At 34.4% G+C, this 13006-nt stretch carries 16 protein-coding genes; 5 read left to right on the top strand and 11 right to left on the bottom strand.

The annotated features are described in order from the left end of the window. Nucleotides 1–22: 22 nt before the first annotated feature. Nucleotides 23–430: a FosX/FosE/FosI family fosfomycin resistance hydrolase gene (gene fosX / locus Ana3638_RS06360; RefSeq protein WP_161837276.1), complete on the top strand. Its 408-nt coding sequence runs from the start codon at nucleotides 23–25 to the stop codon at nucleotides 428–430. Between the two features lie 377 nt (nucleotides 431–807). Here fosX and Ana3638_RS06355 read toward each other — a convergent pair whose 3' ends face one another. The 3 genes from Ana3638_RS06355 to Ana3638_RS06345 are packed head-to-tail and all read right to left on the bottom strand — an operon-like array spanning nucleotide 808 to nucleotide 3024. After that, nucleotides 808–2319: a DUF4153 domain-containing protein gene (locus Ana3638_RS06355; RefSeq protein WP_161837275.1), complete on the bottom strand. Its 1512-nt coding sequence runs from the start codon at nucleotides 2317–2319 to the stop codon at nucleotides 808–810. Then, nucleotides 2319–2534 (bottom strand): helix-turn-helix domain-containing protein, encoded by a 216-nt coding sequence (locus tag Ana3638_RS06350; protein WP_161837274.1) that lies wholly within the window; start codon nucleotides 2532–2534, stop codon nucleotides 2319–2321. The genes Ana3638_RS06355 and Ana3638_RS06350 overlap by 1 nt, the downstream gene beginning before the upstream one ends. A gap of 10 nt (nucleotides 2535–2544) precedes the next feature. Then, entirely contained in the window at nucleotides 2545–3024 is a 480-nt protein-coding gene (locus tag Ana3638_RS06345) for a DUF2975 domain-containing protein (protein ID WP_161837273.1), read from the bottom strand. A 316-nt stretch (nucleotides 3025–3340) separates the two neighbouring features. Here Ana3638_RS06345 and Ana3638_RS06340 point away from each other — a divergent pair, with 316 nt between their 5' ends. Then, nucleotides 3341–3577 carry a polya polymerase gene (locus Ana3638_RS06340; RefSeq protein ID WP_161837272.1) on the top strand — a complete coding sequence of 79 codons (237 nt, stop codon included), beginning with the start codon at nucleotides 3341–3343 and terminating at the stop codon, nucleotides 3575–3577. A 277-nt stretch (nucleotides 3578–3854) separates the two neighbouring features. On the opposite strand, the gene Ana3638_RS06335 is transcribed toward Ana3638_RS06340, so the two are convergent. The 5 genes from Ana3638_RS06335 to Ana3638_RS06320 form a co-directional block, all read right to left on the bottom strand. Continuing rightward, a complete protein-coding gene (locus Ana3638_RS06335; RefSeq protein WP_161837271.1) occupies nucleotides 3855–4304 on the bottom strand; it encodes a DUF3021 family protein in 450 nt (149 codons plus the stop codon). 12 nt (nucleotides 4305–4316) lie between these two features. Beyond that, nucleotides 4317–4595: a LytTR family DNA-binding domain-containing protein gene (locus Ana3638_RS24940; protein WP_246240835.1), complete on the bottom strand. Its 279-nt coding sequence runs from the start codon at nucleotides 4593–4595 to the stop codon at nucleotides 4317–4319. After that, entirely contained in the window at nucleotides 4574–4753 is a 180-nt protein-coding gene (locus Ana3638_RS24935; protein WP_246240833.1) for a hypothetical protein, read from the bottom strand. Before Ana3638_RS24935 ends, Ana3638_RS24940 begins: the two co-directional genes overlap by 22 nt. A 242-nt stretch (nucleotides 4754–4995) precedes the next feature. Beyond that, the gene (locus tag Ana3638_RS06325) at nucleotides 4996–5967 is read right to left on the bottom strand and encodes a DUF4179 domain-containing protein (RefSeq protein ID WP_161837270.1); all 972 of its coding nucleotides are present in this window, start codon (nucleotides 5965–5967) and stop codon (nucleotides 4996–4998) included. Continuing rightward, entirely contained in the window at nucleotides 5960–6496 is a 537-nt protein-coding gene (locus Ana3638_RS06320) for a sigma-70 family RNA polymerase sigma factor (protein WP_246240831.1), read from the bottom strand. The genes Ana3638_RS06325 and Ana3638_RS06320 overlap by 8 nt, the downstream gene beginning before the upstream one ends. A gap of 271 nt (nucleotides 6497–6767) precedes the next feature. Here Ana3638_RS06320 and Ana3638_RS06315 point away from each other — a divergent pair, with 271 nt between their 5' ends. Beyond that, nucleotides 6768–6872: a putative holin-like toxin gene (locus tag Ana3638_RS06315; protein WP_161837269.1), complete on the top strand. Its 105-nt coding sequence runs from the start codon at nucleotides 6768–6770 to the stop codon at nucleotides 6870–6872. Between the two features lie 86 nt (nucleotides 6873–6958). Here Ana3638_RS06315 and Ana3638_RS06310 read toward each other — a convergent pair whose 3' ends face one another. Beyond that, nucleotides 6959–8197, bottom strand: coding sequence for an alpha/beta hydrolase (locus Ana3638_RS06310; protein WP_246240829.1), 1239 nt, complete (start codon nucleotides 8195–8197; stop codon nucleotides 6959–6961). A 195-nt stretch (nucleotides 8198–8392) separates the two neighbouring features. Beyond that, complete coding sequence (locus Ana3638_RS06305) at nucleotides 8393–9262, bottom strand: class I SAM-dependent methyltransferase (protein ID WP_161837268.1); 870 nt, start codon at nucleotides 9260–9262, stop codon at nucleotides 8393–8395. Between the two features lie 713 nt (nucleotides 9263–9975). Between Ana3638_RS06305 and Ana3638_RS06300 the strand changes: the two genes are divergently transcribed. Together Ana3638_RS06300 and Ana3638_RS06295 are read left to right on the top strand one after the other, a co-directional pair. Next, nucleotides 9976–10743 (top strand): hypothetical protein, encoded by a 768-nt coding sequence (locus Ana3638_RS06300; protein ID WP_161837267.1) that lies wholly within the window; start codon nucleotides 9976–9978, stop codon nucleotides 10741–10743. 386 nt (nucleotides 10744–11129) lie between these two features. Further along, a complete protein-coding gene (locus tag Ana3638_RS06295; RefSeq protein WP_161837266.1) occupies nucleotides 11130–11615 on the top strand; it encodes a QueT transporter family protein in 486 nt (161 codons plus the stop codon). A 183-nt stretch (nucleotides 11616–11798) separates the two neighbouring features. Here Ana3638_RS06295 and Ana3638_RS27230 read toward each other — a convergent pair whose 3' ends face one another. After that, the gene (locus tag Ana3638_RS27230) at nucleotides 11799–12971 is read right to left on the bottom strand and encodes a cation-translocating P-type ATPase (protein ID WP_334297130.1); all 1173 of its coding nucleotides are present in this window, start codon (nucleotides 12969–12971) and stop codon (nucleotides 11799–11801) included. Nucleotides 12972–13006: the final 35 nt, after the last annotated feature.

Raw genomic sequence — 13006 nt, 5'->3', positions numbered from 1 at the left:
AGATGAAATGGAGTTGAATATTGTGATTTCTGGATTAAGCCATATCACATTAATAGTAAATGACTTAAAGAGAACAACAAAATTTTTAGAGAAAATATTTGAAGCAAGAGAAGTCTACTCAAGTGGAAATGAGACTTTTTCATTTTCAAAAGAAAAGTTCTTTCTTATTAATGGTTTATGGATTTGTATTATGGAAGGTAAGCCACTTGTAGAGCGTACTTATAATCATATTGCTTTTAAGATACCAGACAGTTGTTATGACAAATTTCTTAAGCGAATTAAGGATGTTGGAGCAGAAATAATACCAGAGCGTTCCCGTGTAGAAGGCGAAGGGCGTTCAATATATTTTTATGACTATGACAATCATCTATTTGAATTGCATACTGGAACTCTTGAAGAAAGGTTGGAACGGTATTCAAAAGGTAAATGAAGATTATAAGCATAATCCGAAGTAAGTTTTACTCGCAATTTTTTTCAACTGTAAACTTTAGGGCTGTCACACTAAATGCGGCACCCTTTTTCATTAGAGATGTTTATCACATTTTAGGGTATCAAAATAGCGTGTGATTATTATCCAACAGAGACACGTTCTCACTCGGTTACCGCACATAGCGGTACATAAGGCCGTGGCAGATAAGTGATTCTGCCACGACCTAAGTACCGATGGGGGCAAACGGTCTCTTAATGGATTAATAATCACACGCTAGTCTTTTACAAATCTATGTGATAAACATTCAAGATTTCTGTGGCGCCGTCCTACTTTTTAGACAAAAAGGAAGCTGCCGCCTTACGATTTTTCAATTGTCTTTACTTTAAATTTTCCTCCAATAACATCTTTACTCTTAGTGATGAGAGATTATAGGTGTACCCCGGATTATTATTATAGAAATCTAATTTCCAATCCAATTTATCTTTTATATCTAGGTTTTCTTTCAGGACATAAACCAGTGCATCATCCGATAAATTACAAAGAGCATCCACATCAAGCTCCTTTAGATACCCTGTCTGGTACATCTTTATATTGTATTTTGCAATATTACCGTCCACATTGGAAAAGCACAATACACCAAATAAAAGAACAAATGCTAAAACTGAATATCTGGCAAAGTTAAAATTGACATTCATCTGTTTCATTATAATCAGCACATTTACAATGGCAAGAAGCAGCATAAACCATGATGTATACACTCTGAGCTGGGTAAGTCCGTAATTACCGATATACATTATCATCTTGCTAAGAGCCGTTGTAATGAGTAGAATTGTAAAAACTGATATAAGTACGGAGTATACTTTAAGTAATACAGGTTTATTTTCACCGGTCTGTTTCGAAAGGAAATTAATAAATAAAAGCACCATAAGATTAATTACAGCAATTAAACATAATTCAAAAAACCCTTTTCTTGCATATTCAGCATAACTATAAGTTTCCGGTAAAATACCTGCAAAAGCGGATATAAAATACCGTAATTGCAGAACAAAAAACAGGATATATAAGATACAGACAGGCGTAACCGCCGAATACATAACCAGATTAGGAAAAATCTTTATACCATCTAGTTTATTTACACATTGTTCCTCGGAAAGAACATTTATATTAACTTTATTTACATTGGAATAAAGCATGCCAAAGAGATAGAAAGCAACGGGAATACCCATAGTAAACTGCATGATAGTCATGGTACTAGATTCAAAAACGTTTCCAAATAAAGCATTTAATACCACTTCAACACCGCTGTCAGCACTTATTAAAAGCATAGCCACTACCATGGTTAAGGGAATCGTTACCACTAAACCTATTATCACAAGCTTTATATTATTACCGGATTTTGATTTACCGGACGAATAGATGATTGCTTTTAGTGCTTTGCCAAAGCTAACGAAAGGCATTACACAGATGGCCTTTAACATATCAAAAAAGAAAAAACGTTCAATTTTCTTATCTTCTTTGCAAACGGAATAAACCCAGTAGATTCCCAGCATTAATAAAAATAAGATATCCAGAAATTTTATAAAATTGTTTGCGGTAATTGAAAATACGAAACTAAAAACTAAAATTAAACCAAATAGTATTTTATGATTAGTATAAAACTTATAATTGTTCTTTTTAAGAAAATACAGACAGACAAATGCTGTTCCCATAAAAAATACTGTAGTAAATATGCCGGTAACATTCCATAATACCAAACGAATAAAACAAAAACCCATAGCTAACATCAGATAAGCATAAATACATTCCAATTTAGTAAAAGTTAAATTCTCATCAATTTTTGATTTTCCCCGGATACTTCCATAATCCAGAGCGTTTTGATTTTCTTCCATTATTCCGCTTCCTCCTCTTTCCACTCAAGGATATCTCCCGGCTGACACTGCAGGGCATTACATATTTTATCTAACGTATCCAGTTTTATCGCTTTCGCTTTCCCATTTTTTAATATGGAGATATTAGCCATTGTAATTCCCACTTTTTCAGATAATTCCGTTACACTCATTTTTCTTTTTGCCAGCATAACATCGATATTAATTATTATCGCCATATCATTCACCTCAGATTGTAAGTTCATTTTCTTTTTTCAGCTCATACGCTTTTAAGATAAGACGGGACAGCGCTGCTGCCAACACTGTAATGATAATCCCAATAAAAATAGCCCCGATCATAAGAAACATAATACCTGGATTCAACCATTTATTTACCCCCAAGTAAAACATCCCAAGAAAGCACATAACCGAAATTACAACGCCTAGTTTACTTATTTTTACAAATGCCCTTGAATTTTCTACAGAAAAAGAATTCTCCTTACCAATCTGTAAGCACACTTTCCAGAACTGGTAGAGAATTGCATAACAAAGGACCCCAATAATCCAGACATAGATTAAGCCGGGCCAGAATAGAAAGGCCAACTCCGGATATTGCAATTTACTTTCAACTGCAAGATTTGGCATAAGCAGACCAAAGAAAATAAGTCCCATGACTGCAATACCAATACAGATTCCTTTTAACCAATTCGTCATCTCCTGCTGTTTCATAATTATATCTCCTTTAGTTTTTAAAAATGGATTCTTTTATTTAAACTTATTATACTATATAACAGTAAGTATTGCAATATATATTTATCGTTTTACGATATATTTTCATCACGATATGATGTTTTTATGAATTTACAGCTTAAAAACTTAATAGTATATTATCGCAGTTAAAAATATTGTGTAACCGCTTGCTATATTGGATATATCTAGTGTATAATTATATTGTAAATAATTAGTCCAACATATTATTTTTGACAGTTTTTATGAGGGATTTAAGAATTTTGGAAGAATTCTAAATCGGAAGGAGATTAGCAAGATGAAAGTGATGAATATTACTAATGTTAATGGTTTATTTAAAATAATTGATTCATGCTCCGGTAAAGTTGAATTGGTTACAAACGAAGGAGATCGTTTAAATTTAAAGTCAAAGCTGTCACAATATGTTGCTTTGGCCAATGTTTTTACAGAAGGCAAGATTGACGAAATGGAGCTTATTGCATATGAACCGGAAGATATAAAAAAATTACTTGCTTTTATGTATAATGGCGAATAACCATATTATAGAACGAAGGACGGGTTTCTATAGGCGATGAACGGGTGGAAAAACACCGCCTTTTACCAGAAGTTTGGAATGCAGCTTTTGATAAATTTATTATCGGCGATAATATAAGATCTTTTCAGATTCAGTATAAAATCTATATTAAAATGAGCAGCTCCCTGTCAAATGACAGGGAGCTGCTCATTTATAGTGATGCCTTTAACTATATTCCATAATAACTTTATTCTTCCATTACTTCAATAAAATACTCAATATAATCATCAGTATAGGTTTATTCCTTAATATGCTTCTCTTCTTTTGTTTCCCCGGTTATATTATTTCTTTGTTCCAACATTTTATTAATCCATATTTCATCTTCCTTGCTGATTTTAGCGTTATGGACAGTCAGACATACGGAAATAATAATAAATACAACTGTAAACATAATGATATTTAAAATTCTGAAACCAAACCAGTTAAGAAAATAAGCCATTGTCAAAAATATAGCATAATTCAGGCAGTATACAATTCCAACCTGCAGCTTATCATTCTTAAAATCTATCTTGTTAATAAAATAACTTACTACATGGATTACTACTAAAAGTACTGCAAACTGCAATACAAACGTATGATATCCCGTCGGATCATTGTTGTTAATGAGATTGTTAATGGACGCTAATATAATTACAAAGGTAAACGCCATACATATATTGGGTAAATGGTACTTTCTTATCTCTTTCATTTAAAACCCTCCCTATTCTCCTAATTTTTTCTTTAAATGATCAATATAACCTCTTGATACAATGAGTTTTTCGCCATTTTTCATAGTTGCTTCCATTCTGTGATTTAAATAGGACCGAACACTTCTTAATTCATTCAAATTCATAATGCAGTTTTTGCTGATACGTACAAAGGAAGTATATAAAAGCATCTGCTCTAAGGAAGATAACGTATCCTTATATTCATAAACCTCGTTGCTGCAATAAAGAAATGTTTTGCCGTCCACAGAATCTATGAAGAGAATGTCTTCCAAAGGTATTTATAACTCTCAGTACCTTGTATTCCTTGCAGTGAAAAATAGTACTGCCTTATCATGTTAATCAGTTTTTTTAATCTGTCATCCATTACCGTACAATTAATAATAATCTCATTCTCTTGGATTTCAAGGCTTTGATTTACTGACAGTTTCAAAAGAATTTTCCTCCTCTCTTTCATCTTAATTAAACTTACATTTAAATTATATAAATTTATTTTATACATATCAACCGCGTTGGAATCAAATACCTAAAACAAGGTATCAGATACCTATGTTTAGCTAAAAATTGAGTCAGAAAAAGAGGACTGTTTCCAGCCCTCTGACTTTAAAATATTCCATTTATTTTACCATTTACTGTTAACCTTACATATACTTATTACAAATTGAAAAAGATTCTTTACTTAATATTAATTGTAACGGATTCTTTCGATGGATTATATTCATACGGCCAATCACCTACTTGTAAGGTAAGTGTTGATGCCTCATCACTAATATCAGTACCGCCCACGCAGATGAAAATTGTGCCTTGTTTATTATAGTAATCCGGTTGTGCATAAAGCCTGACTTCATTTCCCAAATCATCATATCCTATTAAATCAAATTCACTTCCTCTATCTTCATACCCTGTTCCATCAGAAAAAGATACGTACAATAATTTCTCATAGCTATTAGATACAAATTTTTCAAAAAATATGCTGTCATTATTATAATTCAACATGTCATCAAGCATAACAACTTTTGTATCACCTGACATAGCTTTACCGTTAGCCATAAAATCAAAGGTCCAATTACCACTGGTTTCTTTATTCTTCTCACCTATTTTAGTTATTGCTATCTCAAATTTATGTTCTTCTTCCGGAGCAATCAAACCAATATAATATTCAAAAATATTATTAAAGGTATACTCATCCAGCACTTGTCCGGTGCCATCCATTCCAATAACCGGCATTTCCTTGCCGTCCATATAGATTTTTATATTATCTCCCCAATAAGCCGTTTTGTCTTCCAGTTTTTCCCCATCTGAAATATCAATCGAAAAAATCAATTTTTCTTCTGAAACGATAGCATCACTCAATGTCACAGTAATTCCATTATCAGTTACAGATTTGCCAATTACCTTGATATACTCTTCAACTTTATCATTCTTCTCCATAATATCTGCAATCGAACGATATACATAAGCAAATGCCGACTGTGCCGTTTCCGTTATAGTACAAACTGTAACCAATGCAATTACTGCCACAACTGCTGCTGTCTCTTTCAGTATACTTTTCATTCTATAATTACGGTTAATATTATTTAAAACCAGGTTTTCGTCAAAATGTATACTTTTCATTCCGCTGTCTAACGCTTTTTTAATATCATTCATAGGATTCGTCCTCCAAATAATTCAATTTAAGCTGTTCCCTTGCCCGAAACAACCTTGTCTTTACAGCTGATTCTTTTAGCTTCAATATTTCTGCTATTTCAGAGACAGGCATTTCCTGATAATAAAATAGCAAGATAATTTCTTTATACTTCGTTGATAATTTATTTATCTCATGAAATAACTCCTGCCTATCCACTAATCCATCATAGCTCGCATCATAAGCTATTTCAGTAATATCATTAAAGTTTTGTCTTTTATACCACCAGGTCTTCATCTGATTTTTACAAAGATTAATAGCAATCTTCATTATCCATGTTTTTACGGAAGATTCCTTCCTAAACTTATCATAATGCTTCATAACTCTGATAAACGTTTCCTGTGTCACATCTTCTGCCAGATGATAATCTTTTAGATAAAGGTAACACATCCTCAAAACACTGTCTGCATATTCTCCCATCAAGTCGCTGACGATTTTATTGGCCTGTTCATCCATAGTTTTTATACTGATTGGCCTTGATATATTGTCCATATTATGACCTCCTTTCTACTTATTAGACCATTAGAAAAAGCTTAAGGTTACATAACCTAATATATTATTTCATTAAAGCCATAAACAGAATCCATTAAATTCCATATATTAATCGACTTTTTCTCTTTTCAATGCTACGATATTCTTATGGTAACAGGAACAGAGTCAATTTTATTGACTTGGGATAATTATGAGTGCTTGCCCTCTTATTTTTACATAGGAGGAGGTGAACTTACCTTGACGAGATTACATAGAAAGGGGAGTGAACCTTATGACAGTTGCGGAAGCTTTATCTTTAATGATAGCATTTGCTACCTTTGTTATAGCTTTAATCACTCTTGTTGTTCATTTGAAAAAGATGAACAACAAAAAATGATTATCCTGCACCCTGAGAAGTCTAGGATAATCATTTTTATTCAACACTTAGGGCAAGCATAGGTTTTAACCCTAAATGTAATTTGATCATTTATGCCGTACCTTATTTTCTAAAAAACCGAGAATTTTACTACAATATTCCTCATCTTCCGCAACATTTTTAAAATCACAATCTTTTACTATAAAATGCTCCCACGAATTACGCAGCCACACTTCCGCATCCGGACATGCCTTTTTCAGCCTATACATACTTACGGCAGGCACTTCGGTATCTCCTTTGTTGGCAATTAAAAGCACGGGTCTTCCATTGGCATTTTTAATCTGTTCAACAGGCTTAATATGGTTTACTTTATTACTTCCATATATCAATTTTAAAGAGGAGCTGAAAAGCGGTTTTTCTATAGACCGAAGAAAAACCGGTACTCCAAGTCCGTCCAACTCATCCAGCACAACATCTTCAAAGCTGGAATATGCCGACATAGCGATCAGAGCATCAATATCCTTTATCTGTCCAAATGAATTTACCCCAATTGCCCCGCCCATAGATGCTCCCTGCACCACAATCGGAACATCTTTATACTTTTCTTCGCTCTTAATGTAATCCACAACAGCTTTCACGTCATTCACTTCGTCATAACCCAGGCATATCCTGTTGCCGTCGCTTTTACCATGCCCACGGACTTCAAGCAATATGGATGAATAACCATTTTCCTGCATGAACTTCCCATGTCCGTAAAAATATGTAACAGATGGCTGGACTATACCACTTAAATAAATAATAACTGCTTTCGGATGATCCGAATATATTTCCGAAACCCATATTTTCAGACCATCCTCCGTCTTTAAATACATTTGGTTTTCTTTCAGATTATAATCCTCCGCCTGATAAACATCCTGCAGCGGAAAATTGAAAGTTGCATATCCGCGGTAATTAACATGGCGGTTCACGAACGCAGGTAGTCCAACATATGGAATCAGAACTAAAATTATAAGGAAAACAGCCGCAATTATTGAAATCGTTTTTATAATAATATGGAAAATATTTTCCTTTCCGGTCCTTGCATTGATTCTGCCGGAAAAATCCCGCTTTAATTTTCTTCGGCATATGATATAAATCGTCATGGTTCCTATCAGCAGCGGAACATAAATCAGACCATGAAGAAAAGCTCTTATTATATTAATATCGGCTCCATATTCAACCGTAATATTAATTAACATCGTAATCAATAATAAAAAGAATACTGCAATAGATAGAACAGATATACATTTCATCCTGATGTAGGACATTTTTTTTATATGGTTTAAATCCGTTTTTTGAATTTCCATCTTTTACTCCCTCAAATAATATTATTTTAACCATATATTACCACCCCCTATTGTTATATGCAATATTTCTAATTGCTTTGATAGCATAATCCTTCATTATTCTGAGGCAAGATAGCAATAACAGAGAATCCATATAATTATAGATTCTCTGTCATTTCAATATAAGGTAATTAATATCTTACCTGACGGAACTGTCTACTTTTTGGCAGCAATACCCATACATTTCGTATTTTCCTCATAATCCTTACCTGTTAAGTCACTCCAAACATCCTGTACATGATATCCATATCTCTTCATTAATAGCAGAATATTCTGTTTCGTGTAATAATGGTCCCTTAAATTATAGGTAGTTACTTCACCCCTGCTGTCAATAATGGTATATTGCCGGAGTAAAACATTCTCAGCTTCAAAGTCAACGGTCTGCTCCAGAACAAGATGTGGGTACGGACTCCAAAATCCTGATTCGCTCATATACCAATTACGCATAGATTGCTGCTCCCAATTGAATCTTGTGAAAGCATCAAATACAAATACCCCACCAGGTTTCAGTGCTTTATGTATCTTTTGCAGCAACAGATCACGTCTGCTATCAGAAAGTGCACCTAAATCACAGTAAATCAGGAAAATAGCATCAAACTTATCGGAATAGTCCATTGTGAGATAGTCCTGATAGATATATTGAATGTTTAAATCATTGGTTTCTGCATACTTTTTAGCATAACTTATAGAATTTCCGGAATAATCCATACCTGTAACATCAAGTCCATACCGGGAGAACCGGGTGCAGTACAGACCCGGGCCACAGCCCAAATCTAATATTTTTGCACCTTTTTTTAAGTTTAGATATTTAATCTGCCATTCTACAATTTGGTCAATTGTTTTATGATTATAACTTGCCGCATCCCAATCAGGATTTAAGTGAGCTTCCAGCATTTGTTGTGCTATATAAGGATCATCCCAGAATGGTTCTTCTAAAGTAGAGTATAAATCCGGCTTCTTTACAGAGTTTAACAGCAGTTCCATATTCATATTTCCGTTTATAATAAGGTTCTTATTTTTTTGCATTATAATTAATTCCTCCAATTTTTTATTAACAAAATAAAAGCATAATAATTTAGCCTAATACCGGAAGAAACACGCTTTGCGAGTTTCTTCGGTTCGCGTGCTCGTTCGAATTATTACAAGCAAGCTTGCTAATTCTCACTTAGCTTTCGCGAAAATAAAAGCCGTAGATTTACTCTACGGCTCAAATTCCTTGATGAAAGCACATGCGAGTAATCTTAAAATCATAAGTAATTGAGCATGAAAATTAAACTGTATATAAGACAGCTTTTTCTTTTACTCAATTATTCAGCTAATGATTTTAAAATTACTTTTCCGTGTACACTTGTTATAAATCTAAAGCATACCGGATGTCATTCCACCTTTCTTTACTAAATTACTATGCTTATTCTGTTGAGTTTAATTGTATATAGTTTTCATAGTTTTGTCAATATCTTACATGGAAATAAAAATGGTGTACTACTTGTGTGATGTGTATAATATTCTGATTTTAATTAGCACCTGTGTATAAACGCAATTTTATTTGTTTTTAATAAGCTAAATAGTAAAGTTACTATAAGTATAGAATTTTACCTTTCAGAGCTGTTTTATTATTATTTTTATTGAAAGAAATGCCGATATCTATTATAATAAAATGCAAAGCAAATAATTCCTTATACTATTTGTTACCGTGTTAATGCAGGCATGGATGCCTCCAATTCGCAAGGAGTGATACTATGAATGTAAGTTTACAATCTGGAGCCGATTATTCTTATTTATTTAGGAGCTTAAATTCCTCAAAGGGGAATTCTGTTTCCAATTTGAACTTCCTGTCCGACTACGGAAGTATTAGAAACGGAAGTTACTTAAAGCTATTAAAAGCATATTATACTAAGGACGGTTCTAACTCCGCAGTCTCTTCCATTGTAAAGACTAATTCCATCAGCTCTGATGATACCAAGACCTTAGTCAAAGTACAAAGCAGTACGGATGCCTTAAAGGAATCTGCTTATGCCCTTTGTTCTACAGGTAAAAATTCAATATTTACCCAAAAGGAAATAACCACTACTGCCGCAGACGGAACCAAAACTTCTACTACCGGTTATGATACTGATACAATTTATAAAGCACTTTCTCAGTTTGTAACAGACTATAATTCTGTTATGGCGGCTTCTGATGATGTTACCAGTACCTCTATATTAAGCAAAACGAAGAACCTAATCAATAACACTGCTTCCAATTCCAAATTATTAAGCAGTGTAGGTATTACCATTAACAGTGATAACTCGCTTTCCTTAAATAAGGAAACTTTTGTTAAAGGGGATATAAATACTGTAAAATCACTTTTTAATGGTACCGGTTCTTACGCATATCGTGTCTCTGCTCAGGCTTCTCTAATTAACTTTGCTGCGGATCACGAAGCCTCCAAAGCCAATACCTATAGTTATAACGGTAACTATAGCAATACATATTCTTCAGGGTCTATGTTTTCCGCCTTATTTTAAAAAATATCTGACAGGATAAACACCTCGCAATTCATTATGAACCAATTTATTGCGAGGTGTTTTTATGAATTATGCTGTAGTTATTCCAAAGCCGCTGCAAAATTCCAATTTCTCTTCATTTGGGTTTGATTGCTGTTGGGGTTATTCAAATCACTTTAGCAATGTTTAGCCGAATGATACACGCTCCATTTCTTTTATCTGATTCCATCTCTTATTCTCAGTTTATTCTCATAAGTTGAGTCAAAATTTGAGTCAACTCTTGACAACCCCCATTTTCATGTTATACTTAATAAGTCGCAAACTCTTATAAATCAAGGCTTGCATCAGTCACATAACGTCAGTTCGCAACCTTCCTGACGTAAAACAAAACTAAAGGAGAATTTCATATGAAAAACAAAACTTTATTCATCACACAGGCTGCCCTGATTGCAGCTATCTATGTGGTACTGGTTTATGTGTTTAAACCAATCAGCTTTTCTTATGTACAGGTAAGAATAGCGGAAGCACTAACCATTTTACCTTATTTCACACCTGCTGCCATACCGGGAGTAACAATCGGATGCTTATTAGCCAATTTACTTACCGGCGCAGATATGCTGGACATTATATTTGGATCCCTGGCTACCTTAATCGGAGCAATTGGTTCTTACGTATTAAGAAAGCATAAATTCCTTGTTCCCATTCCACCCATCTTAGCCAACACAATTATTGTCCCCTGGATACTTCGGTATGCTTATGCTTTTGTTTTGCCCATTCCTTTTATGATGTTGACTGTTGGCATAGGAGAAGTGATATCCTGCGGGTTATTGGGATTACTATTATTATTTGTACTTAATAATTACAGGAACATTATTTTTAAATATAATACATGATATCAAAAAAGAGGGCTGCTGCAAAATTATTAACCTATCTTTACATGGATTATGAATATAGTTATACTTTAAAATATCTGTGAGTGTTAACTATATTCTATTCCAAGTAAGATAAATTATGATTTTACAACAGCCCTGATTTCTTAACGGGCAGCCACTTTAACAGCAAGAAAATAATTACTACTATTTTTCTTCCTTCTTATCACTCTTTCTTTGAAAAAATTTAACGATTTCCACAATCGGAATAACCACAATACCAAGTCCCATCGCAGCCAGATATTCTATAGGGGATATACTCTCAAACTGGAAAGCTTTTGCTAGCGGTGGAACAAATATTACCGCAGTTGTTAAAATAAAGGAAGCTATCATAGCTCCATATAAATATTTATTATGATGCTTTATCCGGAATAAGGACTGGCGTCTGCTTCTCATATTCAGGGAATGGAACATTTCTGCCATGGAAAGTGTTAAGAATGCCATTGTGATACCATCAGGACTTTCGGCAATTTCAAAAACACCCGCCTCCATATAGTGGCCGACAAAATATGCTATTACAGTCAATCCGGTAATCATTACCCCCTGCCAGATAACATCAAAACCCAGCCCTCTTGAAAATATTCCTTCCTTTGCATTTCTGGGAGGACGGTTCATCGTATCTGCTTCTTCTTTTTCCATTCCAAGTGCGACCGCCGGAAAAGTATCGGTAATCAGATTGATCCAAAGTAAATGAACCGGCTTTAAGATTGTAAATCCCAGTAATGTGGATATAAAGATGGATAACACCTCGGATAAGTTGGAAGATAACAGGAACTGAATTGCTTTGCGAATGTTATCGTAGATACGGCGTCCTTCCTCTACCGCATTTACAATCGTAGCAAAATTATCATCTGCCAGTACCATGTCTGCAACATTTTTCGTAACATCTGTTCCCGTGATACCCATACCGATACCGATATCAGCTGTTTTAATTGACGGAGCATCATTTACACCGTCACCGGTCATGGCAACGATCATCCCCTTACTCTGCCATGCTTTCACAATTCGTACTTTATGTTCGGGCTGTACACGGGCATAAACGGAATATTTTACAATATCCTTATCCAACTGTTCATCGCTTAACTCAGTCAGTTCCGCTCCCGTTAAAGCCTCCGATGCCTCTTTAATAATACCTAACTGTTTTGCAATGGCAACGGCCGTATCCTTGTGGTCACCGGTAATCATAACCGTACGGATACCGGCTGCCTTACATTCGGTTATGGCCGGTTTTACTTCAGGTCGGATTGGGTCAATCATTCCGGTTAACCCTACGAAACAAAGCCCCTGTTCCAAAGATTCTGACGATATATCCTCCGGCATTTGCTCCCATCTTCTAATTGCTCCGGCCAGGACAC

The organism is Anaerocolumna sedimenticola (assembly GCF_009931695.1).
Taxonomy (GTDB): Bacteria; Bacillota; Clostridia; order Lachnospirales; family Lachnospiraceae; genus Anaerocolumna; species Anaerocolumna sedimenticola.
The sequence above is the reverse complement of the archived record's forward strand: the minus strand, read 5'-3'. Positions and strand labels throughout refer to the sequence as shown.

Excerpts from the sequence above, each read along its gene's own strand:
- Ana3638_RS06305 (WP_161837268.1), bottom strand. The coding sequence starts at position 9,262 with ATGCAAAAAAATAAGAACCTTATTATAAACGGAAATATGAATATGGAA.
- Ana3638_RS06335 (WP_161837271.1), bottom strand. The coding sequence starts at position 4,304 with ATGAAAGAGATAAGAAAGTACCATTTACCCAATATATGTATGGCGTTT.
- Ana3638_RS06315 (WP_161837269.1), top strand. The coding sequence starts at position 6,768 with ATGACAGTTGCGGAAGCTTTATCTTTAATGATAGCATTTGCTACCTTT.
- Ana3638_RS06295 (WP_161837266.1), top strand. The coding sequence starts at position 11,130 with ATGAAAAACAAAACTTTATTCATCACACAGGCTGCCCTGATTGCAGCT.
- Ana3638_RS06355 (WP_161837275.1), bottom strand. The coding sequence starts at position 2,319 with ATGGAAGAAAATCAAAACGCTCTGGATTATGGAAGTATCCGGGGAAAA.
- Ana3638_RS27230 (WP_334297130.1), bottom strand. The coding sequence starts at position 12,971 with ATGCCGGAGGATATATCGTCAGAATCTTTGGAACAGGGGCTTTGTTTC.
- Ana3638_RS06345 (WP_161837273.1), bottom strand. The coding sequence starts at position 3,024 with ATGAAACAGCAGGAGATGACGAATTGGTTAAAAGGAATCTGTATTGGT.
- Ana3638_RS06310 (WP_246240829.1), bottom strand. The coding sequence starts at position 8,197 with ATGGAAATTCAAAAAACGGATTTAAACCATATAAAAAAAATGTCCTAC.
- Ana3638_RS06320 (WP_246240831.1), bottom strand. The coding sequence starts at position 6,496 with ATGGACAATATATCAAGGCCAATCAGTATAAAAACTATGGATGAACAG.
- Ana3638_RS06350 (WP_161837274.1), bottom strand. The coding sequence starts at position 2,534 with ATGGCGATAATAATTAATATCGATGTTATGCTGGCAAAAAGAAAAATG.
- Ana3638_RS06340 (WP_161837272.1), top strand. The coding sequence starts at position 3,341 with ATGAAAGTGATGAATATTACTAATGTTAATGGTTTATTTAAAATAATT.
- Ana3638_RS06300 (WP_161837267.1), top strand. The coding sequence starts at position 9,976 with ATGAATGTAAGTTTACAATCTGGAGCCGATTATTCTTATTTATTTAGG.
- Ana3638_RS06325 (WP_161837270.1), bottom strand. The coding sequence starts at position 5,967 with ATGAATGATATTAAAAAAGCGTTAGACAGCGGAATGAAAAGTATACAT.